This window comes from Silicimonas lutimaris, assembly GCF_047314965.1.
Taxonomy (GTDB): Bacteria; Pseudomonadota; Alphaproteobacteria; order Rhodobacterales; family Rhodobacteraceae; genus JAVJUV01.
The window spans coordinates 1-20,994 of the sequence record NZ_JBLBVK010000026.1 but is presented as its reverse complement, the minus strand read 5'-3'; the positions used below and the strand labels follow the sequence as shown (position 1 = coordinate 20,994).

The 20,994-nt window shown below is 59.9% G+C and carries 25 protein-coding genes and 2 tRNA genes; 11 read left to right on the top strand and 16 right to left on the bottom strand.

Annotation, left to right across the window (positions count from 1 at the left end; translation table 11 throughout):
• Positions 1-23 precede the first annotated feature (23 nt).
• From ACKLNI_RS01760 to ACKLNI_RS01750, 3 genes are all read right to left on the bottom strand, one after another.
• A complete protein-coding gene (locus tag ACKLNI_RS01760) occupies positions 24-284 on the bottom strand; it encodes a DUF2484 family protein (protein ID WP_413717270.1) in 261 nt (86 codons plus the stop codon).
• Complete coding sequence (locus tag ACKLNI_RS01755; RefSeq protein ID WP_413717269.1) at positions 281-535, bottom strand: DUF2484 family protein; 255 nt, start codon at positions 533-535, stop codon at positions 281-283. The genes ACKLNI_RS01760 and ACKLNI_RS01755 overlap by 4 nt, the downstream gene beginning before the upstream one ends.
• A gap of 214 nt (positions 536-749) precedes the next feature.
• A complete protein-coding gene (locus ACKLNI_RS01750) occupies positions 750-1,832 on the bottom strand; it encodes a PA0069 family radical SAM protein (protein ID WP_413717268.1) in 1,083 nt (360 codons plus the stop codon).
• Between the two features lie 198 nt (positions 1,833-2,030).
• Between ACKLNI_RS01750 and ACKLNI_RS01745 the strand changes: the two genes are divergently transcribed.
• The 4 genes from ACKLNI_RS01745 to ACKLNI_RS01730 all read left to right on the top strand — a co-directional run bounded on the left by ACKLNI_RS01745 (position 2,031) and on the right by ACKLNI_RS01730 (position 4,287).
• Positions 2,031-2,357, top strand: coding sequence for a hypothetical protein (locus tag ACKLNI_RS01745; protein ID WP_413717267.1), 327 nt, complete (start codon positions 2,031-2,033; stop codon positions 2,355-2,357).
• Between the two features lie 78 nt (positions 2,358-2,435).
• Entirely contained in the window at positions 2,436-3,140 is a 705-nt protein-coding gene (locus tag ACKLNI_RS01740) for a corrinoid protein (protein WP_413717266.1), read from the top strand.
• Between the two features lie 115 nt (positions 3,141-3,255).
• Positions 3,256-3,903: a DUF1638 domain-containing protein gene (locus ACKLNI_RS01735; RefSeq protein ID WP_413717265.1), complete on the top strand. Its 648-nt coding sequence runs from the start codon at positions 3,256-3,258 to the stop codon at positions 3,901-3,903.
• Positions 3,904-3,942: 39 nt separating this feature from the next.
• The gene (locus ACKLNI_RS01730) at positions 3,943-4,287 is read left to right on the top strand and encodes a hypothetical protein (RefSeq protein ID WP_413717264.1); all 345 of its coding nucleotides are present in this window, start codon (positions 3,943-3,945) and stop codon (positions 4,285-4,287) included.
• Here ACKLNI_RS01730 and ACKLNI_RS01725 read toward each other — a convergent pair.
• Positions 4,245-4,673, bottom strand: coding sequence for a SufE family protein (locus ACKLNI_RS01725; RefSeq protein WP_413717263.1), 429 nt, complete (start codon positions 4,671-4,673; stop codon positions 4,245-4,247). The two genes, ACKLNI_RS01730 and ACKLNI_RS01725, sit on opposite strands and share 43 nt — an antisense overlap.
• Before the next feature lie 124 nt (positions 4,674-4,797).
• On the opposite strand from ACKLNI_RS01725, the gene ACKLNI_RS01720 reads away from it, so the two are divergent.
• Positions 4,798-5,268 (top strand): hypothetical protein, encoded by a 471-nt coding sequence (locus tag ACKLNI_RS01720; protein ID WP_413717262.1) that lies wholly within the window; start codon positions 4,798-4,800, stop codon positions 5,266-5,268.
• 20 nt (positions 5,269-5,288) lie between these two features.
• Positions 5,289-6,326 (top strand): AbrB family transcriptional regulator, encoded by a 1,038-nt coding sequence (locus tag ACKLNI_RS01715; protein ID WP_413717271.1) that lies wholly within the window; start codon positions 5,289-5,291, stop codon positions 6,324-6,326.
• Here ACKLNI_RS01715 and rnd read toward each other — a convergent pair.
• Genes rnd through purM form a run of 3 tightly spaced genes read right to left on the bottom strand, consistent with a single transcriptional unit; the run spans position 6,323 to position 9,161 of the window.
• Positions 6,323-7,480 carry a ribonuclease D gene (gene rnd / locus ACKLNI_RS01710; protein WP_413717261.1) on the bottom strand — a complete coding sequence of 386 codons (1,158 nt, stop codon included), beginning with the start codon at positions 7,478-7,480 and terminating at the stop codon, positions 6,323-6,325. The two genes, ACKLNI_RS01715 and rnd, sit on opposite strands and share 4 nt — an antisense overlap.
• Entirely contained in the window at positions 7,477-8,124 is a 648-nt protein-coding gene (gene purN / locus ACKLNI_RS01705; RefSeq protein WP_413717260.1) for a phosphoribosylglycinamide formyltransferase, read from the bottom strand. The genes rnd and purN overlap by 4 nt, the downstream gene beginning before the upstream one ends.
• Positions 8,121-9,161 (bottom strand): phosphoribosylformylglycinamidine cyclo-ligase, encoded by a 1,041-nt coding sequence (purM, locus tag ACKLNI_RS01700; protein WP_413717259.1) that lies wholly within the window; start codon positions 9,159-9,161, stop codon positions 8,121-8,123. The genes purN and purM overlap by 4 nt, the downstream gene beginning before the upstream one ends.
• A gap of 122 nt (positions 9,162-9,283) precedes the next feature.
• Between purM and ACKLNI_RS01695 the strand changes: the two genes are divergently transcribed.
• From ACKLNI_RS01695 to ACKLNI_RS01685, 3 genes are all read left to right on the top strand, one after another.
• Positions 9,284-9,916, top strand: coding sequence for a thermonuclease family protein (locus ACKLNI_RS01695; RefSeq protein WP_413717258.1), 633 nt, complete (start codon positions 9,284-9,286; stop codon positions 9,914-9,916).
• Between the two features lie 48 nt (positions 9,917-9,964).
• Positions 9,965-10,041 (top strand) — tRNA-Ile (locus ACKLNI_RS01690).
• A 213-nt stretch (positions 10,042-10,254) separates the two neighbouring features.
• Positions 10,255-10,575: an H-NS histone family protein gene (locus ACKLNI_RS01685; protein ID WP_413717257.1), complete on the top strand. Its 321-nt coding sequence runs from the start codon at positions 10,255-10,257 to the stop codon at positions 10,573-10,575.
• Between the two features lie 61 nt (positions 10,576-10,636).
• Here the strand turns inward: ACKLNI_RS01685 and ACKLNI_RS01680 are convergent, their stop codons facing one another.
• On the bottom strand, positions 10,637-11,953 hold the full coding sequence (locus ACKLNI_RS01680; protein ID WP_413717256.1) for an ATP-binding protein: 1,317 nt from the start codon (positions 11,951-11,953) through the stop codon (positions 10,637-10,639).
• A gap of 41 nt (positions 11,954-11,994) precedes the next feature.
• Between ACKLNI_RS01680 and ACKLNI_RS01675 the strand changes: the two genes are divergently transcribed.
• Both ACKLNI_RS01675 and ACKLNI_RS01670 read left to right on the top strand, forming a co-directional pair.
• Positions 11,995-12,888: an MBL fold metallo-hydrolase gene (locus ACKLNI_RS01675; protein ID WP_413717255.1), complete on the top strand. Its 894-nt coding sequence runs from the start codon at positions 11,995-11,997 to the stop codon at positions 12,886-12,888.
• A gap of 69 nt (positions 12,889-12,957) precedes the next feature.
• Positions 12,958-13,032, top strand: a tRNA-Asn gene (locus ACKLNI_RS01670).
• Between the two features lie 167 nt (positions 13,033-13,199).
• Here ACKLNI_RS01670 and ACKLNI_RS01665 read toward each other — a convergent pair.
• From ACKLNI_RS01665 to ACKLNI_RS01630, 8 genes are all read right to left on the bottom strand, one after another.
• Entirely contained in the window at positions 13,200-14,036 is an 837-nt protein-coding gene (locus ACKLNI_RS01665) for an SdiA-regulated domain-containing protein (protein WP_413717254.1), read from the bottom strand.
• Positions 14,021-14,779, bottom strand: coding sequence for a hypothetical protein (locus ACKLNI_RS01660; RefSeq protein ID WP_413717253.1), 759 nt, complete (start codon positions 14,777-14,779; stop codon positions 14,021-14,023). Before ACKLNI_RS01660 ends, ACKLNI_RS01665 begins: the two co-directional genes overlap by 16 nt.
• Positions 14,776-15,744, bottom strand: a complete 969-nt coding sequence (locus tag ACKLNI_RS01655; protein ID WP_413717252.1) for a metallophosphoesterase family protein — start codon at positions 15,742-15,744, stop codon at positions 14,776-14,778. The genes ACKLNI_RS01660 and ACKLNI_RS01655 overlap by 4 nt, the downstream gene beginning before the upstream one ends.
• A complete protein-coding gene (locus ACKLNI_RS01650; protein ID WP_413717251.1) occupies positions 15,734-17,164 on the bottom strand; it encodes a hypothetical protein in 1,431 nt (476 codons plus the stop codon). The genes ACKLNI_RS01655 and ACKLNI_RS01650 overlap by 11 nt, the downstream gene beginning before the upstream one ends.
• 17 nt (positions 17,165-17,181) lie before the next feature.
• Positions 17,182-17,832 (bottom strand): hypothetical protein, encoded by a 651-nt coding sequence (locus ACKLNI_RS01645; RefSeq protein ID WP_413717250.1) that lies wholly within the window; start codon positions 17,830-17,832, stop codon positions 17,182-17,184.
• A gap of 138 nt (positions 17,833-17,970) precedes the next feature.
• The gene (locus ACKLNI_RS01640) at positions 17,971-18,750 is read right to left on the bottom strand and encodes an IclR family transcriptional regulator (RefSeq protein WP_413717249.1); all 780 of its coding nucleotides are present in this window, start codon (positions 18,748-18,750) and stop codon (positions 17,971-17,973) included.
• A 9-nt stretch (positions 18,751-18,759) separates the two neighbouring features.
• Positions 18,760-20,118 carry a TRAP transporter large permease gene (locus ACKLNI_RS01635; protein WP_413717248.1) on the bottom strand — a complete coding sequence of 453 codons (1,359 nt, stop codon included), beginning with the start codon at positions 20,116-20,118 and terminating at the stop codon, positions 18,760-18,762.
• Entirely contained in the window at positions 20,118-20,786 is a 669-nt protein-coding gene (locus ACKLNI_RS01630; RefSeq protein WP_413717247.1) for a TRAP transporter small permease, read from the bottom strand. The genes ACKLNI_RS01635 and ACKLNI_RS01630 overlap by 1 nt, the downstream gene beginning before the upstream one ends.
• Between the last annotated feature and the right edge of the window lie 208 nt (positions 20,787-20,994).

The following is a 20,994-nucleotide window of genomic DNA, read 5'->3' as shown; positions in this document are numbered from 1 at the left end:
GGAGCGGCCCCCCCCGAAGGCCGTCACCCCTCGGCGCGTCTCCGGAAAAGGCCCGACACCCACCGCGCAAGATAGCGCACGGGCCAACGCAGGACCGAGGCCGCCGCTGCCAGAACGACGAGTCCGATCCAGACACCGTTCTCCCAGAACACCCAGCCGAGAATCGGCAGCCCGAGCGTGATCAGCGCATAGGCCGCCGGCCAGTGCGAATGCTTCGAGGGGAACACCGCGATCACGTTGGCGGTCACCAGCCAGACGCAGGCCAGCGTCAGCGACGGGCTCATGCTATGTCCTCGGTCTTTCGCGGCAACAGCCGGAAGAGCAGGTATCCCAGAGGCCGGCGATACATCGAAATGAACGCCAGCGCCCCCGCCACGATCCATCCCGGCCCGTGATCCAGACCGATCCACGCCAGAAGAACCGGCGCCGCCAGCAAGAGCGCCAGACCCGGCACCCATTGCAGCCGCATCGGCAGCATCGCCACCAGAGTCGCCGCCAATACCCAGAAAGCGCCTGAAATCAAGGAAAGACTCATGTTTTCCGCTCCTTGTCGACCGCTCTTAAACGATGAATCGGGCATGAATGCGGCGTACGCCCCGGCCCCGGCCCGACGCTCTGCCATACGTTTTGCCGACGCGTTGCATACGCTTTGCCGACAGGATATTTTCTCGCTATTTCAGGGCTTTAAGACTAGATTTCCGGCCCGCACGGCAGATCACACGCGCGTCGCGTTCAGGGACCGTAAACCCTCAGAAAAGCTCCAGCTGGTCTCCGGCCTTCGGCGGGGGCCTGAAAAGGTCGGTTCTCAGTGGCGGAAGCGATCCCGCAAGCCCCAGGCGCCGCGTCGCGATCGCAAAGCGATGCGCGACAAGCTCGGCGAAGGGTCCCGTTCCGGTCATCCGCTTCCCCCATTCAGGATCATAGTCGCGCCCGCCGTGCAACTCGCGCACCCGCCCCATTACCCGTTTCGCGCGGTCGGGGAAATTTGCCTCCAGCCATTCCCGAAAAAGGGGCGCCACCTCCAGCGGCAATCGCAACATGATCCAGTTCGCCGCGACAGCCCCGGCCTCTGCGGCCGCCGCAAGAATCGCCTCCAGTTCGTGATCCGTCAGCGCCGGCACCACCGGAGACACCATCGCGCGCACGGGCACACCTGCCGCGCTCAGGCGCCGGATGGTTTCCAGCCGCCTTTCGGGCAAAGGCACGCGCGGCTCCATCAGGCGCGACACACGCCGGTCAAGCGTCGTGACACTGATCCCGACCCGGACCAGCCCCAGTTCCGCCAGTTCGCTCAATATGTCGATATCCCGCTCGATCAGTGTTCCCTTGGTAACCACAGCGACGGGGTGCCGGTACTCCAGCAGCACCTGCAGGATGCGGCGCATGATCCGGTACTCGCGCTCGACCGGCTGATAGGGATCGGTGTTCGTCCCGATGGCGATCGTTGCCGGGCGATAGGACCCGGCACGCAATTCACGTTCGAGAACCGCTGGCGCCTCGGGCCGGACGATCAATCGCGTCTCGAAATCCAGCCCCGGCGACAGACCGAGGAACGCATGGGTCGGACGCGCGAAGCAATAGATGCAGCCATGCTCGCACCCCCGATAGGGATTGATCGAGCGGTCAAACGAGATATCCGGAGAAGCGTTCCGGGTGATAACCTTTCGAGGACTTTCGATCGCTACGCTTGTCCTGACTGGCGGCAGGTCCTCGAACATGTCCCAACCATCGTCGAAAACATCGCGCTGGTGCTTCTCGAAGCGCCCGACCCGGTTGGATCGGGCGGCCCGACCAGGCGTCGGAGCTCTCAGATCAGGCAAGGTTTTCGACATCCTCAAGGATAAGAACATAACGGGAACATCTTCAAGCGGAAAAATTCTTGCCTCATCACGCGGCGACAAATTCAAGCGTCTATGGCCAGGTATTTTCGGGCGGTAGAGTGAAACATGTTCTGCCAATTATCGAGACATCGCCGGCGCTGCCGGCATCCGCCGGAACCGTCCCTTCTTACATGGCTCTCTGCATCCTCGGTGACCCAGTGTCCGACTCGGGCCAATCCCGCCATTTTCGCGCACAGCGTCGAGGCCGCATCCGCTATCCTTGGCCCTTCAGCCATCGCGGTCCTCCATATCGGCGGAAACGACTTCCGAGACTTCAGCGCTGCGAAGGACGGCCATGACCCCGACACCTGGCTGTTCTGGGACGATCTGCATCCAACCGATGCGTTCCACGAAAAGCTTGCGACAAGCTTCGCCAGCCAAGCCTCCGAAGAGCTTCTTCCGGCCGATTGGCCGCTGCTTGCGGCAGGTCTTGGCCTCTGCGGGATCATGTCCCGATGCCGCAAGTCGCTTGCATAAATAAACAAGTCGTAATTTGGCGTTTTATTTCCGGGGATTTGGCCCTAAATCCCCGGGAAACGAATTTCGGAGCGCCAGATGGCAGACGATGACGACGAAATCATCCTGAGCGAACTCGACGACGACGAGCTTGTTCTCCAGATGCATGACGACCTTTACGACGGCCTCAAGGAAGAGATCGAGGAAGGCGTCAACATTCTCCTCGGTCGTGGATGGGAACCTTACAAGGTCCTGACGATCGCCCTTGTCGGCGGAATGAAAATCGTCGGCGACGATTTCCGCGACGGCATCCTCTTCGTGCCCGAGGTTCTTCTGGCCGCGAACGCCATGAAAGCGGGTATGGCGATCCTGAAACCGCTCCTCGCCGAAACAGGCGCGCCCAAGCAGGGCAAGATGGTGATCGGCACGGTCAAGGGCGACATCCACGACATCGGCAAGAACCTCGTCTCGATGATGATGGAAGGCGCCGGTTTCGAAGTCGTCGACCTCGGGATCAACAACCCGGTCGAGAACTATGTCGAGGCGCTTCAGAGGGAAGAGGCCGATATTCTCGGCATGTCCGCACTTCTGACCACGACGATGCCCTACATGAAGGTGGTGATCGACACGATGATCCAGATGGGCATCCGCGACGATTACATCATCCTCGTGGGTGGCGCTCCACTGAACGAGGAATTTGGCAAAGCCATCGGCGCCGACGCCTATTGCCGGGACGCCGCCGTTGCGGTCGAAACCGCCAAGAAGTTCATCGAGCGCAAGCACAACCAGATGACGGCAGGCTGAGACCGACGTCTCGGACAGTTCCTCGGAAACCGTCCACCCTGCTGGCAAAGGAACTACGGCTGGCGCGGACACAGTTCCGCGGCGGCCAGAACGCCATTCCCGGCGGGAGAGAGCAATGAAGCTCGATGATGCTGATCTGACCGAACGCGGGCTGGAACCCAGCGGACACGCGCGCCTTCTGATTCTTGCCTGCGGCGCCCTCGCCCATGAGATCCTTGCAGTCACGCGGGCCAACTGCTTCGAACACATCGACCTTCAGTGCCTGCCCGCAATCCTTCACAACCACCCCGAGCGGATCACGCCCGCGGTGCGGGATACGGTAGCCGAGGCAAGAAGTGCCGGTTATACGCGCATCCTTCTCGCCTATGCCGATTGCGGAACGGGCGGACATCTTCAACAGGCAGCCGCCGAACTTGGCCTCGAGATGCTGCCCGGGCCGCATTGCTACGCCTTCTTCGAGGGAACAGAAGGCTTTGTCGCCAGAGCGGAGGAGGAATTCACGGCGTTCTATCTCACCGACTTCCTCGTCCGGCAATTCGACGCCTTCGTCTGGGAGCCCCTCGGGCTCGACCGGCACCCGGAATTGCGGGACACCTACTTCGGCCACTACGAAAAGCTGGTCTATCAGGCACAGACCGATGATCCGCTTCTCACTCTAAAAGCCCAAGACTGCGCCAAAAGACTCGGTCTGGCATTCGAACGCCGGCAGACAGGCTATGGCGACCTAGAAAAGGCGATCAAAGAATTCGGGACGGGCATTTAACCTGTCGATAACCAAGCCTGGCTTAAAACGGTCGGCAACATGCCGAGTGAATTACCGTTGCGCCCGCTCTTCGCCCTGCTTTCTTTTGCCGCCGTCACCACCGTTCCCGGTGCCGCGCTGGCGGCAAGCCTCCTGCCGGATATCTGGCTGGACGCTGTCACACCCGCTCCGGAGGGTCTCATTTCGGCGTTCGACGCCGTGGTGCGCCAGATGGACAACCGCCCGTCGCCGTCCCTCCACGGGACGGATTTGGTCCTGCTTCTGCAAACCCTTCAGCTATATGTGGCCCTCGTCGCGACCGGCCTGATTGTCACCAGGCTGCCACGCGCGCGGCAGCGATTTCAGGCGGCCGACGCCGCAGCGGACAGGTCCCGAACGCGCTGAACCATCGCGCGCAACCCGTTAGACCGCTGCGAAGACAGATGATCGTGCAGTCCGAGCCTGCCAAATTCGGCCTGAGCATCGACACCAAGGGCCTCGCGCGCCGTCAGCCCGTCATAAAGCGCGATCAGGATCGCGATCAGCCCGCGCACGATCATCGCGTCGCTGTCGCCACGGAAATGAACCACGGCATCCGGGCCGGAGCCCTCGATCTCGGGGACCAGCCAGACCTGGCTTGCGCACCCCTCCACCTTGGTCGCGGGAACGCGCAACGACTCCTCAAGAGGCTCCATCGCCTTGCCCATGTCGATGACATGCCGATAGCGGTCCTCCCAGTCATCCAGGAATTCGAACGTCTCCGCGATCTCTTCGAAGGCTTCCCTCGCCATGCCACTCTCCCGGCCTGCAATCTTCCCTGACCTAAGTCGCACTTGGTCAAAGGTCCAGAACCGAAACACTTTTCATGTCGCCGGCTTTAAGCTAGCAGGGAAGGAACGAAACGGGGGACAAGGCATGACGCGACGGGCTGCGATCCTGACACTGGCGATGGCCATTGCACTTTCGGGCTGTGGCTTCGGCCAAAGCCGGCTGAACCCGTTCAACTGGTTCCGCTCCGGCCCAGAGGCGGAAACACTGGAACCCGTCTTTCTTCAGGAACGCCAGGACCGGCGCCCACTCGTGGCTCAGGTCACCGGCCTCGTGATAGAACGCACGCCGGGTGGCGCGATCATCCGCGCCACCGGTCTTCCCCCGGAACAGGGATGGCATGGCGCGGAACTCGTAAACGAGGATCGCGACGGAAATCCGATCAACGGCGTGCTGACCTACAGTTTCCGCGCCGTGCCGCCGCCAGAGCCGACCCGGGTCTCGACGGTGCAATCGCGCGAATTGACCGTAGCGGTATTCGTGTCCGACATCACCCTTGCATCAGCACGTGAAATCCGTGTGACGGGCGCTCTCAATTCGAGGGCCGCAAGACGCTAGGGACCCCTGAAAAAAGGAATCTGGCCGGACGGCAGGCGGTCGCGCTTGTCTTTGGACTGGTGGGCGCGCTCCTGGCGGTCAGGATCGGGATCCCCCTGCCCTGGATGCTTGGATCGATGGTTGTCGTCATGGTCTCCGCCGTCGCCGGAGCCCCCGTCCGCGCACCGATAGAACTCCGAAAAATCGTTGTCCCGATCCTCGGGGTCATGCTTGGTTCCGGTTTTCATCCCGACATCTTCGCACAGGTCGGCGACTGGATCCTGACATTGCTGATCCTGCCGGTTTACGTGGCGCTCGCCTTCGCAACCTCGATGGTCTTCTATCGAAAGATCGGCGGCTACGACCCGGTGACGTCCTACTTCGCCGCGGCCCCCGGAGGCCTGAACGAAATGATGATCCTCGGCGCCGAGGCCGGCGGTGACGAGAAACGCATCGCGCTGGCCCATGCCAGCCGCATCTTCCTCGTTGTGACATTCGTCGTCTTTTTCTACGCGACTTTTCTCGATGTCTCCGTTTCCGGCGACGCGCGGCCCTATGTCAGCTTCGCAGACGTCCCCGTGATCGATCTTGGCATTCTACTGGCCTGCGCAATCGCCGGGGCGTTCCTCGGACCCAGGCTCCGATTGCCCGCTCCGCAAATTCTCGGCCCCATGATCCTGTCCGCAATCGTTCATCTCACCGGCCTCACCGCATCGCCACCGCCGACCTTCGCCGTCAATACGGCCCAGCTGGTCATGGGCACAGTCATCGGCTGCCGTTTCATCGGGACCCGCCCGCGAGAAATCCTGAAGGACATGTCACTTGCCGCGGGGTCCTCCGGCGCGCTTCTGAGCATCGCCTTGGGAACGGCTCTTGTCGTCACCCACCTGACGGGGATCGAACTGGACCAGACGTTCCTCGCCTTCTCTCCCGGCGGCCTACCGGAGATGAGCCTGCTGGCGCTCGCGCTGCACGCAGACATAGCCTACGTCGCGACCATTCACATCGTGCGCATTCTTATGGTGATCACTTTCGCCCCACTGGTATTCCGGATGACCGGAAGTCGCAGGAAGAGCTAGATCTCGAAGACTTCGACGTTCTGGCCATTGGCCCGGAGCGCCAGTTTACCGTCGCAGAGCCGAAGCGCATCGTCTCCGAAAGCCTTCCGCCGCCATCCCTTCAGCGCCGCGACATCGCGCTCGCCAGCCGCGATCTCGTCAAGATCGGACGACGTCGCGATCAGCTTTTGCGCGACGCCCAATTCCTCGGACTTCGCCTTGAGAAGCACCCGCAGAAGATCCGCCAGCGCCGGGTTGACCTGCAGCTTGTCGCGCGTGCGATCGGGTTTCGGCTGCTGATCCTGTGGCGTGTTCATCCCGGCCTTGACCGCCTCCAGAATGCCTTCTGCGATCTCGCCCTTCCGCGCCTCGCGCAGCAAGAGGCGCGACCGCGACAAGTCATTGACCGTGGCCGGCCTTGTCGATGCAAGTTCAAGAAGCGCGTCGTCCTTCATAACCCGGCTACGCGGAATGTTCTTGTTCTGCGCATAGGCCTCGCGGAACTTGGCCAGTTCCCGGACGACGGCGAGGAACCGACCGGAGTTCGTCCGTGTCTTCACCCGAAGCCAGGCATGTTCTGGATCGATGGTATAGGTTTCGGGGTCTGTGAGCGTGGCAAGTTCTTCCTCGACCCAAGGCTGCCGCCCGCTCTTGTCCAGAACCTCGCGGAGGTGCTCATAAATGACGCGCAAATGCGTCACGTCGGCAAGCGCGTAGGTCTGCTGAGCTTCCGTCAACGGACGCCGGGACCAGTCGGTAAACCGCGAGGACTTGTCCAGGGACGCTTTCGCCAACTTGCGGACAAGCGTCTCGTACCCGACCTGGTCACCGAAACCCGCGACCATGGCGGCGACTTGCGTATCGAACATCGGCTCGGGGATGACGCCGCCCTCGACGAAGAAGATCTCAAGATCCTGCCGTGCGGCATGGAACACCTTGACCACGTCGGTGTTCCGGAAAAGCGTGTAAAGCGGATCGAGCGACAGGCCCTTGACCAATGGGTCGACCAGCACCGCATCTTCCTCGGCTTCGCCAGGTACGGCCAACTGAACGAGACAGAGTTTCGAATAGTAGGTCCGCTCGCGCAGGAACTCGGTATCGACCGTTACATACGGGGCTCTGGCGGCGCGGTCGCAGAATGCCTGAAGTCCCTCGGTCGTCGTGATCGTGATCATGCGTTGTTTTTCGTCTGCTCAGAAAGTTCGGCCTTGATAGGCGAAGCATCACCGCTCGGCAAGTAAACGGGAGTACCGTCACCTCGGGCAAATCGCTCCAGCACCGCCGGATAAAGCTTGTGCTCCTGTTCCAGCACCCGTGCCGCCAGTGTCTCGGGCGTGTCACCGGACAGAACCGGAACGCGCGCCTGACCCAGAATCGGACCGTCATCCAGATCAGCCGTCACTTCGTGGACAGTGCATCCGGCCTCCGTGTCTCCGGCATCAAGCGCCCGCTGGTGCGTATGGAGCCCCCTGTACTTCGGCAACAGCGACGGATGAATATTCAGCATCCGGCCCTCCCATTTCGAGGTGAACTCCCCGGTCAGGATCCGCATGAAGCCGGCAAGACAGATGATGTCAGGTGCGGCTTTCACCAGTTCTGCCTGCAATGCCGCCTCGAACGCGGCGCGGTCCCCCTTGAAGGGGCGATGGTCAACGACGGCCGTGGGTACCCCCATCTCGGAGGCCCGCTCTAGACCTCGGGCTTCGGGACGGTTCGACAGAACCAGCACAGGTCGCGCGGGATGGTCTCCCGTCATGGACCTGACCAGTGTCACCATGTTCGAACCACCGCCCGAGATCAGGATGGCGACCCGTTTCACGACAGCTTGCCAAGGTAGTCCATGCCGGGCCGATCCGTCACGATGCCCAGTCGAAAAACCCGTTCACCCTCGCCCGTCAGCAAATCCGCGATGTGGCCCGCGTGGTCCGCCTTGGCCACGACCACCATGCCCACGCCCGCATTGAACGTCTTGAGCATCTCCGCCTGCGCCAGACCGCCTGCCGACGCCAGCCAGCGGAACACCGGCGGCAATGTCCAGGACGTCAGATCGATGCGTGCCCCGCATCCTTCGGGCAGAACACGCGGAAGGTTCTCGGTCAAACCACCACCGGTAATATGGGCCAGACCGGCGACGCCACCGGCGCGCAGGGCAGTCAGAAGTGGCCGCACGTAAAGCCGCGTCGGCGTCAGAAGCGCCTCGCCCAAAGGCCGCTTTTCGAACGGTGCCTGGGCATCCCATGTCAGCCCTTCGACCTCGACCACCTTGCGGACCAACGAGAACCCGTTCGAGTGCAAGCCATCCGAGGCCAGCCCCAGCAAAACGTCACCGGGTTCGATCCCGCTCGGCAGATCATGCCCGCGCTCCATCGCGCCCACCGCAAAACCCGCAAGGTCGAAATCCCCGCCGGAATACATGCCGGGCATTTCGGCGGTCTCGCCGCCGATCAGGGCGCAACCGGATCCCTCACAGCCCTTTGCTATGCCTTCGATTACCGCCGTTGCGTGATCCACATCCAGCTTTCCGGTTGCAAAATAATCGAGGAAGAACAGCGGTTCGGCACCCTGGCAGATCAGGTCGTTCACGCACATTGCGACGAGATCGACACCGACGCCGTCCACGACACCTGTCTCGATCGCGATCTTGAGCTTGGTGCCTACGCCGTCCGTTGCTGCGACAAGAATCGGATCTTTGTACCCAGCAGCCTTGAGATCGAAGAGCGCTCCGAACCCGCCAAGCCCCGACATCGTACCGGCCCGCTGCGTCCGTTGCGCGGCAGGTTTGATCCGCTCGACCAGAGCATTGCCGGCATCGATATCAACACCAGCCTCGGCATAGGTCAGCCCGTTTTTCTTCATCACTCTCGCCCTTGTCTCGATTGCGCCGCGATACCGGATGAGAGGGAAAGAGTCCACGCGCTGCGATTGCGCCCCACCGCAAGGCTGCTTACCTTCTGATCCGAGGGAAAGAGAGGGTTGTCATGATCGCACGTGTTCTTGCGTTCGTTGTCGCTTTTGCCTGTGCAACCACCGTCGGCGCGCAGCCTCGCGTGATCGACGGGGACACGCTGGAACTTGACGGCACGGTCTATCGCCTGAACGGCATCGACGCCCCCGAACACGGCCAGATCTGCGGAGACTGGAACTGCGGAAGCGAGGCGACGGACGCGCTTGTCGAGATCGTCAAGGGACGGGAAGTCACCTGTGATCCGATTACGGAGGACGGCTATGGAAGAGTCATTGCGACTTGCTACGCCGATGGTTCAGACGTTGGCGGCACACTGATCGACAAGGGGCTGGCCTGGGCATTCCTTCGCTATTCGACGGTATATGCCGACGAAGAAACACAGGCCAAGAGCCGCGAAATAGGAATATGGTCGGACAATTACACGCCTCCATGGGAATTCCGCGAAGCGCAATGGAACAAGGCGGTTCAGAAGGCTCCGGCAGGATGCCCGATCAAGGGGAATATCTCGAAAAACGGACGCATCTATCATGCGCCCTGGTCCCCCTGGTATTCGAGGACGCAAATAAATACCTCCAAGGGCGAACGCTGGTTCTGTTCCGAAGCCGAGGCCGTCTCCGCAGGTTGGCGCGCCCCCTATTGGGACTGACGCGCCTGCTTGACGGACGCGGGAACTCTGATAGACCGACGGCAGGTCGGGCCTGTAGCTCAATTGGTTAGAGCAGAGCGCTCATAACGCTTTGGTTGGGGGTTCGAGTCCCTCCGGGCCTACCATTCTTCTTTCGTGACCCTTTCGGATTGCATGACCGGCGAAATTCGGCCACCGCCCAACAAAGGAGTTATTCTGAAGGATAGGATTTGGCATTTTCAATTGCAAAGTGGCCAATACAGGTTGTAGAAACCTTCTGCAAAACTGAAAAAAATTTGTAAATAAAATCGATAAAAAATAAAGCGAATGCCCGAAAACAAGGGCACAAGGAGAACCGCATGGCAAAAAAGACTGACCTGAGCAAAATGTCCCTGGACGAGCTCAAACAACTCAAGAAAGACGTAGACGCCGCAATAAAGGGCTATTCGGAACGGCAACGTGCCGAAGCAATGAAAGCAATCGAAGCCGTTGCCAAAGAGCACGGCATGAGCATTGACGAAATCATTGGCGGCAAAGGGCGCAAGCGTAAGGCGAAAGCACCAGCCAAGTTTGCCAACCCCGGCAATCCAAACGAAACCTGGTCGGGACGCGGACGTCAGCCCGGATGGTACAAGGATGCCGTTTCTGCCGGAGAAGCTCCTGAAAGCATGGCGATCTGATCACCGGTGAGACCCCAAGGATACCGAAGGTGGCATTTTTAATCATGCCACCCTCATTTTCTCAGAGTGGAATTACAAGAATTGCCCGTAATCCACCGAGTGCGGGACTCTTTTCCAGCAACAGGGTTCCTCCGTGGCTATGAGCAATATCAGCGGCAATTGAAAGCCCAAGCCCCACGCCCGAACCGTTGTCCTGATTGCGCGCCTCATCAAGCCGCGTGAATGGTTTCAGTGCTTGCGCGCGTAACTCTTCGGGAATGCCAGGTCCTTCGTCGTCCACAACGAAACGCACCGCATTGTCGCTTTTCGTGACCGATACTATCGCTCGATTTCCATAGCGAACGGCATTGCCGATCAGATTATCAAGAGCCCGCCCCATAGCATTTCGCCGCAACATCGCGTGCGGACATTCATGCATCTCGCCCTCGGCAACATTCATTGCGCCACGCTTCGCCCTTTCGATTGCATCGCGCGCCAGGTCTACCGGAGCTATCCGAATCGGCTCCTCCTGACCCTCGCCTCTTGCGAAATCCAGAAAGGCGTCCAGCATCTTCTCCATGTCGGACACATCGCGCAGCATCGCTTCGGTATCCTCGCTTTCGTCCATCATCGAGAGTGAAAGCTTCATGCGTGTCAGCGGTGTTCTGAGATCATGGCTCACCCCGGAAAGCATAAGAGTGCGCTGCTCGATCTGTCGCTCGATCCGGTCCATCATGTTCAGAAAGGCCGCACCCGCCTGACGAACTTCAGTCGCTCCCGTTGGCCGATAGGGCACCCGTCTGCCCTTGCCGAAGGCATCAGCCGCACGGGCCAACCGCCGGATCGGCCGCATCTGGTTGCGCATGTAGATCAGGGCGATGGCAGTCATCAAAATCGCGGTGATCCCGATCAATACCAGGAACTGATGCGGGTTGCGTGCGGACACGCGACTGCGCGCGAGTTCCAGAAGAACCGGTCCTTTCGATGTATCGACGCCCAGCTGAACGAATCCATCCTTAGCGGCGAGATCGACTGTGCGTACGGTCGGGATCTCGTCGCGAAGAGTCCGGGCCACGACGCGGCCGGACAGATCGTACCAGGAGAGGCTGCCGTCCATCTCGGTGCCTCCGGCTGAGACCTGGATGCCGAGAGGAACGGCCACGTCGAAAGCCGCTTGCATCGCCCCCGCTGCATCCGGCGCATCTTCGATCCTGTCGAGCACAAGACGAAGTTCATGGGCGACGCCTTCGGTCATCTGCCGGGTGACGTTTTCATAAAGGCGCTGAATGAAGACGACAGAAACGACCAGAAGAATGGTAATGACCGGAACCAAAAGGATCAGGACGGCGCGGGCATAGAGCGACCGGGGCAAATAGGCTTTCAGACCGCGCGTGATCATGCCAAGACCCTAGTTGCGGGAAAGCGGAAGAGAAAGAGCGGATGAGCAAACCCGAACAAGGCCGCATCCAAATCGTGGAAGACGGATTGCGGCGCATTCTCGCGCCCAACCCCGGACCGATGACCTATTGGGGAACCAACACGTTCATCGTCGGTGAAGGCAACGTCGCAATCGTCGACCCCGGCCCTGATCGGGCCGACCACCTCGACGCGATACTCGCTTCGATCGCAGGAGAAACGGTCAGCCATATTCTGGTGACCCACGCTCACCTTGATCACAGCCCACTGGCGCGGCAGCTTTCCGAACGAACCGGCGCGCCAATCCTCGGTTTTGGTCCGCCCGAAGCCGGACGGACTCCGACCATGCGGACGCTCGCTGAACGTGGGCATGCTGGCGGCGGCGAGGGAGTGGACCGGGCCTTTGCACCTCACAACACACTCGGGCACGGCGACGACGTCAGCGGCGATGGATGGCGCCTCACCGCGCTTCATACCCCTGGCCATTTTGCCGGACATCTCTCCTTCGTTTTCAGGGATGCGGTGATTTCCGGGGATCACGTGATGGACTGGTCGTCGTCCCTCGTCTCCCCTCCGGATGGCGATCTGCGCGCCTTCATGAACACCTCGCGCCTGTTGCGAGACGCCGGTCACCGTCGGCTATACCCGGCTCATGGCGACTCCATCAATGATCCCGCCGAGCGTCTCGGCTGGCTGATCGCGCATCGGGAGTCGCGCGAGACAGACATCCTGAACGCCCTGACCTCCACGCCCCGCCCCATCGCGCGGATCGCAGTCGAGGTTTACGCCGACATTCCCTCTGAAATGCTGCCTGCAGCCGAGCGAAACGTGTTTGCTCATCTCGTGGATCTTCACGACAGGGGCATTGTCCGAGCGACTCCCCTTTTGTCCGCCACCGCCGGGTTTTCACTGATCTGAAGAAAGGTCGATTTTGTGCCAAACACCTCTGGACGGGCCGGACGACCGTTGCTATATCGCCCAGCGTGTTCCGGCGTAGCTCAGCGGTAGAGCAGTTGACTGTTAATCAATTGGTCGTAGGTTCGATCCCTACCGCCGGAGCCAAAAAATCCAAAAATGTTGTCCTGCTCGCCAAGGGGTTGGCGATCTAGGCGCGTTGAGCGCGGCCGTTGCACCGGACAGCGTTCAGGCCAGACAGTCGCCAGCAAATAGATCAAGCGCTGGAGGCTCACCGCAGTCGGCCGGAGGCGTCGCCAATATAAAGCGATACTCTACCGGATTAAATACCGCAGAAGCCGGGATGATGAACCGTCGTCAGTGACGATGCTCAACGTCTTGCCATCCGCCGAAACGGCAATTCCCTCTGCGTTGCTGACCCGATCTGTCTTGCCGTCTTCCGTAAAGACCAGATCGTATCGAGTGGCCCAGTCCTTACCGTCCTCAAGGAAGTAGACCGCCTGGCCTGTGTCGCTGAGAATCCAAAGCGCGCTTCGCTGATCGTCAAAGGTTATTCCGGAAACATCCAGATGTCTGTCCTTCACGCCGGGAGCCGAAAACCCGATTTCGGCGTCCAGTCGGATCAAATGCAGAATTTCGGAAAGATCGCTCGATATTTCGAGCAACAACCGCTGGCGTTCGAGAACGACCACCACGGTGCCATCCTTCCGGATCGCGATCCCCTCCGGACCGTCTCCTTTCAGGTTCAGACCATCCGCACCCCGCATTGCACTCAGTGGGAAACGCCCCCGGGCCGTGAGGGTCTCTGGATCGACCAACAGGATTTCCCGGCCGGATTCGGATACGACCAGAAGCCAGCCGCTCTGCCGATCATACACGATCCCCTCGAGGTCATCGAACAGAACCTGGGAAGGGCCTATCCGCGAGACTTCGCCCGTGCGTTCGATCTCAAGAATGCTGTCGGTATCGTCACTTACTGTCCAGAAACCTCCGTCGGGCCTGATCGCAAGGCCCGACGGCTCCATCAAACCAGCATCCCGGTCATAGAGCGCGGCGTTGCTCTCGAAGGAAAGAATCGGAGCCTGCGCCTGAGCCTGCAGCGGAACCGACACAAACATCGCGAGCAGCAGTACGCCTAACTGATATGCCAATCCTCGATCCCGCTTCCGGCCTCCCTTTGCTGACGCGTCATCTCGGAAACGAGGGATACGCGCCCGTTGGAATCGGTCGATGACAAAACGATCTCAGCGACCGGTTTGAATTTCGATTTGTTGACATCCACGAATGAAAATCCGGCTTTCTCCAGAGACGCCTTCATCTTTTCCATCGACATGCCAAAGTCCGCTGCCGGTTCGAATTTCACTTCAAGGGCCATGTGGGATTTCCGCGCAAACACCGCCACCACGATCACCGCAACGATGGTGAGCAACATCGCCATGACAGGCAGATCCAGCCCGACGGACAAGCCGATCAAAGCTACGAAAATCAGCTGAGCGGTATCCGATGCACTCAGTGTTTCCATCCGAAAGCGAAACAGGCTGCCGATACCGAAGACAACGAAACCGATCAGCACGCCGTGATGAATGACGAGGAACCCGACGACAAGCCCTATGAGCGCATAGAGAAACATCGACCGGGGTAAGTTAAAGTCATTTATATCATGACGATGCGCAATGTTTTTCGGGTGAAATGCCAGAACGGCCGTCATGGCTATTGCCTCGAAGACAGCAATAAGGAACTCGAGCATTTCCTCGGTATTGTACAATTGCGACCAGCCTCGGTTGCGCAACTCGAAGTCGGTCGGAATGGTCAGCGACCCGTCCAGAACCTGCGCAGAAGCAGGGCCACAGAGAAACAAGGCGATGGGCAGCGCAAGGCATAGCGGGGTCTTCATTCAGTTGTCTCCAGCCGTACATCCGGCAGATCAGCAAGGTCGAGCCTGTTCAAGATCGCATCGGCGCTGCGTATCTCGGGCGGAAGAATGGTGCTGTCGAACGTTTCTGCGAAATTCGGGTATGCGCGGAAAGACACGGTAATGGGGTCGGACGGAGAGGTCATCTCCAGAACAACAAAACCTGTCTCGGACTTCGCTCCGGTGCCGATCAGCGCGCGCGGCCCCGCTCCCAGACACGCTTGTGCGACATAGGCCACGTCGTCGGACGCACCAGGGTAGAATGCATGGTGGTGCCCTGAAAGATGCAGGTCCACCCCCAGTTCTCGGAAGAGGTCCGCCAGTGCGGGATCGCCAATGACTTCCGTCTCACGCCCGATGGCCACGGGCCAAAGTGGCAAATGGCTGAAGACCACCCGCATCGGGCCAGCGCCCTCCATCGCGTCTTCCAGTTTCGACATCTGACCTGCCGGCAAGCTCCCAACGGTCGTGGCGTCGAGCGACACGAAACGCACGCCATCCAGATCGAAGGCATACGAAAAGGGAAAATCCGCGTCGTCCGTGAAGGCGAGGTTCGGCCGACGCGCACGCCACTCCTCCGCGAAGATCCTGCGTTCCCCTTCGAACCCGCCATAGGCGGAGGCGTCATGGTTGCCGGGAGTGACGGCCAGCGGGATTCCTGCCGCCGCCAAGGGCGTGGACACGACTGCATGAAACGCTTTCCACATCGCCCGCACCTCGGGCTCACTCAGATGCGGGCGACGTTGCCCGGCCACCATGTCGCCGGTCGAGATCACAAGATCAGGCTTCAGATCAATTATCGCCTCGACAGCCGCAGAAACGCGATTTTCATACCTGACCGATCCGTACGAGCCGTTCATGTCAGAGATAACCGCGACCGTGAGAGCGGTCGCGGGAGAGGTCAGAAGCATCCCCAGCAAAACGCCGGCGACAATCTCACGACGCATCACAGGAGACTTCGTCCGGTGTCGCTTCGCCCGAAAGGAAGAACTGCCTCGGATTCAGATCGAAAATCAGGTCTCCCCGGCGGCAACTCTCCTGGAGGATGCCCGTGGCAAGTCGCGCATTGCTGACGATCTGCTTAACCTGACGCTCATCGAGGCCAAGACTCGTCTCGACCCATTGATAGACAGGTCCCTGGGACTGGAGATCGGCATCAAGCGCCAAGAGCCGCTTGTAGACACCGCCATCGAAATGCCGAAGTTTTTCAAGCATTTGCGTGGACTTCGCAAAGTTGGCATATTCAACCCTGCCACCCGCATCGTTGTCGTTCAGGTTCGTGCGCCGGAGCAGTTCCGCACCGAACGGCACAGTGCCGTCCCCTGCCTCGTGATGCTTGGCTTTCTTGTCCTTTAGCTTTCCCTCTTCGGACCAGTAGTAATAAGGCGTGAAGTCGATGTTTCCGACCCGGTCCTGCTGGCTGAAAATGAAATCCAGGAGCACGATTTCGGAAAGTTCGCGCATCCAGAACGCCATCTGGCGGTCAGTCACATCCGGTCCGAGATCCTTGTTTATGGTGGAGTCCTTCCGCCCCTCCCGCACACCCCGGTCAATCGCTTCGACCAACGGAGCCTTCGTACGAAGAGCCAGGTAAGCCGGCGTCTCCTGGAAGTCGTTGTTCTGTCCCTTGCCCCAGCCCGAACGGCGTGTTCCGTTGATCTCGGAGCCGTAGCGGTGCCCAGGGCTCAGAACCAGAACACCGTAAATCTGCTCGCGGTCACTGGTGAACAGGTCGTCGGTCGGGCTGTAACGGGAGGGGTTTGCCTCGGAATCGACCAGCCAGCGCCAGCCCTCGTGATTCATACGGGCATGGGTTCCGGAAATCGCCAACCCGGGCTTTGCCACTTCGCTTGAATGAGTCGCCTTGTCCATGGACCGCCAGACGGCGACTGGGACCATGACATCCATGCCGAAGTAACGCGAGAAATGATAGTACAGCAGCGACGACTGCGAAAAGGTGCCACTGGTACCCTTCTGGTTCATCGTGACCTTGAACTTCGCCAGGTCGTCCTTGGCCAAATCCTTTGCCGACTTGCCTTCCTTGCAGGCGTTTCTCTCGAATGCCGCCCGGTCGCCGGCGTATGGTCCTTCGCTGATGTCATAGACCATCATGCCGGGGCTGGTGCTCCAGGTCTTTGGACAAAGCGCCACGTCCGGCGCATAGAAGTCTATCGCACAGAAGGCTTCCTCGTCCTCTAAGTCGCCTTTCGAGTAGTCACCTCCCGGGATCGGAGCGATCCGGACGCAGCGCTCGGAAATTCCGTTGGGACTTTGAAAACTCGTGGCCGTTCCGACGATGCTGTCCGACGCTGATGCCATGCCCGGAATTGCCAGGGCAAATGCTGCCAGTAGAAGAGATTTGCGCATGTTTTCCCTCACAAAGCCTACTTCGGGCAGATCGCAGCGCGTTCTGCTTCGGTAATGGAAAGCGCGGGATCGACCGAGAAATTGTCGAACTTCGCGTCTATCCACTTGTCGCAACCACCCGAACATGGGGCGCCATTGCGCGCATCGTTCCAGTATGCCTTCGCACGATCTTCGGACCAGCCGCAGAATTGCACGAGAGCCATTGCGGAAAGGGCACCCGAGGAATGGACGCCCCACATGCAGTGCACGAATACCGGGCCCTCCGAAGGAGACTTGATGACGTCGTGAATGGCCTTCATCACAGACGAAGGGCGAGAGGAACGTGCGGACTGATAATCAAGGCTTCCACTTCCGCAGGAGGTCTGACCATAGTCCGTATTCTTCCCGAAATCGGCGTAAAACCCTTTGGAAAAGCCTGACGAACAAAGCTCCTGCCGCTGCGAGGACGACAGTCCTGTGCGCTGCTTGTCACCGCCCGAGAAGCCTCCCCGGTAAAGCACGCCGCTCAGGACGGGTCGGAAAAACGCAATGCCGTCAGGGGCGCCGTCGACCGAACGCGAAAGCATCTGGCTTTCACTTGGCCCACCGGATCGCGACGTCAGGTCGCTGGTCCAAGCCGTGCCTGACGACACTGACAGAGCTATCAACATTGTGGCAAAAATCTTCACTGCGGCTCCCCTCCCGAAGGTTGAACACGTTCACTTTAACTCACGTGAGGGACGACGCAATGATCAGCTGTTCCGTTTTGCCGTCTCGGCGGTTGCCGGGCCACCGGGACTGCAAATGCACATACTTACCTGGACATCTCAGTCCTTGTTGAGGCTCTCGATTCTGGCAGCGGCCTTCTGCAACTGGGGAAGCATCTTGATAAGACTGCCGAGGTCGTATCTTTGTACGGGTGCATGTATGGACAAGGTGGTCAGCAACCTGCCCTCGCTGTCCTTTATCGGGGCCGCGATCGCAGCCATCCCGTCCATGAACTCCTCGTCGTCGGTCGAGTAACCCCTGCTTCGGGTCAGGGCCAGTTCTTCGCGCAGCTTGTCCTTATCTGTGATGGAGCGCGCGGTCTGAGGCTCAAGCTCCAACCAGCTCATCACCCTGTCCAGTTTGTCCGCGCGCAGCGACGAGAGGTACATCTTGCCACTTGCCGTGCAATTGAACGGCACCTGGGTACCGACGGGCAGCTGGATGCGCAGGGGCCAATGGGTCTCGACCCGGTCGAGGTAAACCATCCCGAAACGGCCCGGTGCTGCCAGATTGCAGGTCTCCCCCACCTCATCTGCAAGCGCCTTCATGATGATCAGGCGCTCCGTGCGCACGCGCTGCGACGACAAGGTGTTTCCTGCAAGGCGCCTCAGGCGGCGGCCCGGTCCATAGGAACGCCCGTCCACGTCACGCTGCAGAAACCCCTCCTCTTCCGCCGTCACAAGCAACCGATGCATGGTCGGCTTGGGCAGACCCAGCGTATCCGCCAGAACTGACGGCGCGACCGGGACGCCTGCGCGGGCAACCTCCTCGATGATCAGCAGCAAACGAAGGTTTGTAGGTATCTGACCCTTTTCAGTGTCTGAGGAGTCTTCTGGCATTCATGAACCTTACCTGTTCGGAAGCAGGAACAGCGCCAATTCTGGTGTCAGAGAGACCAATACCCAAACACCGATCAAGGCAACGAGATAAGGCACGGTATATCTCAGCAATCGGAAGTATGGCACCCCTGTAACGCCGGACGCGACATAAAGGTTCAACCCGTAAGGAGGCGTGATAAAGCCGATGGAGGCTCCGACCAGGAAGATCACCGAGAAGTGGATCGGATCGACGCCGACGCCGGCCGCAATCGGGGCAAGGATCGGAGCGAGAATGATCGTGACCGGCAGTGATTCAAGCACCATGCCAGAGAAGAAGACGATCAGCATCGCCGTGAACAGGACCGCGTAGTAACCGCCCATGGAGGTCACGAAATCTCCGATTACCTGTTGGGCACCGAGTAGCGAGAGGATCTGCTGCATCACGACCGAAATCGCGATCAGCGGTGCGAGGATTCCGGTGATCTCCGCCGAACGCATGGTGATGCCGGGAATTTGCCAGAGCGTGAACCCTTCTACGACCAGCATTTCGCCATAGCTCTTTTCTTCCCAGGTGCGGTTCGGCTCCTGGCGCAACACCCGGCTCACCACCCAGGAGACAAGGCCGGCGATGATGCAGAAGCCAACCGTTACACCGGCCGCCTCGGTGGGTGAGAACTTGCCGGTGTAGATGCCCCAAAGCACAAGCCCGATAGCGAAGAAGCCCAACCAGGCGCCAAAGGCCGTCTTGAGGATCCGATTCATCTGCAGTGGAATAAGATAGCCCCAGCCGTTGATGCGGCAGACGATCCAGCACGCCACCTGCATGCCCACGACCATCAGCGCACCCGGAATGATCCCGGCCACGAACAGGTCCGAAATCGGCAGGTTCATCAGGAAGCCGTAGACGATGAAGATGATCGACGGCGGGATGATGATCCCCACCGTACCGCCCGCGGCAGCGGTTGCCGCAGAAAAGCGTTCGTCGTAGCCGCCCTTCACCATTTCCGGATGAAGCATCGACCCGATGGTCGCCGTCGTCGCCGAGTTCGACCCGGAGATCGCCGCGAACAGACCGCAGGCGCCAAGAGAAGCCATGGCCAGACCTCCCCTGAGCCAGCCAAGGCAGGCATAGGCGAAGTCCGACAGTCGCCGAGCGATGCCAGACTTGTTGATCAGGTCGCCCGTCAGGATGAAGAGCGGCATGGCCAGAAGCGCAAAGCCCTTGTTGAACACGTTGAGAAGCTCGGCCCCCATGTTGTCGAGCGTCAGCCCAAGGACAAAAGAGCACCCGACGACCCAATAGGCGATGACCAGAAGAACCGGCACACCCAGCATGAAGAGAAATGTGACGCCGATCGATATCAGCGTGATGATGGTCCCGTCCGACATCAGGAGTCTCCCCCGATAACGGCTTGCCGGATAAGCGGTTGCCCGGCCCGGTAATTCTTCACGTCATCCTGGATATTCTCCACCGCGCGGGCCGCCATCAGCGTGGCGGCAACAGGCGCGGCGATCAGGAACCACCACTGCATGGTGTTGTCGGTTCCGAGAACGATCTGGAAATTGGACGCCGACAGGGCGACCAGTCTCATCGTCGTGACCAGGATTATCAGCGCGAAGCCGAACCACAGAATGAAGTCCAGCCAGAGGCAGATGAACTGCCCCGTGCGAGGCATCGCCGTGCGGAATTCAGAAAAGCTGAGATGGGTTCTGACCCGGATGTTATAGGCCGCCCCGAACCATGCCATGATCATGAACAACAGCGGCGGTATCGTGGTCGACCATGGTTGCTGATTGGAAAAGACAAAGCGGTCGATCACGCCCCAGAAGATGATCATGGCTATGGCCAGATAGCTGGTCACCATGACGGTGCGTTCGAAATATCGCTCGATCACCGGGACACGGTGATAAACCCATGCGAGGATAACGCCTGAAATTGCGAGGAAGACTGCGCCGATAAGCCAGACAGAGTCTGATTTCAACGCCTCCCTAATCTCGAACGAATCCTGACTGGCAAAGGCCGCGAAAAGCGTGCCCAGATCGGACCAGAACGACATTGGCCCCTTCCTCCCCTAAGATGCGCTGCCGGGTATGACCGGTTCTGTCTTGTCGCTTGCATTGGTTTCCGGCCCCGCTTTTCAGCGGGGCCGGGTGTGATGTTAGCGGTGTTTTGTCAGCCTTTCCACCAGCGGCGGGGCTCGACGTTTTCGGGCAGGGTTGCGGCGTCGATCTCGCGGGCGACGGAGTAGATCTCCTGGTAGGTGT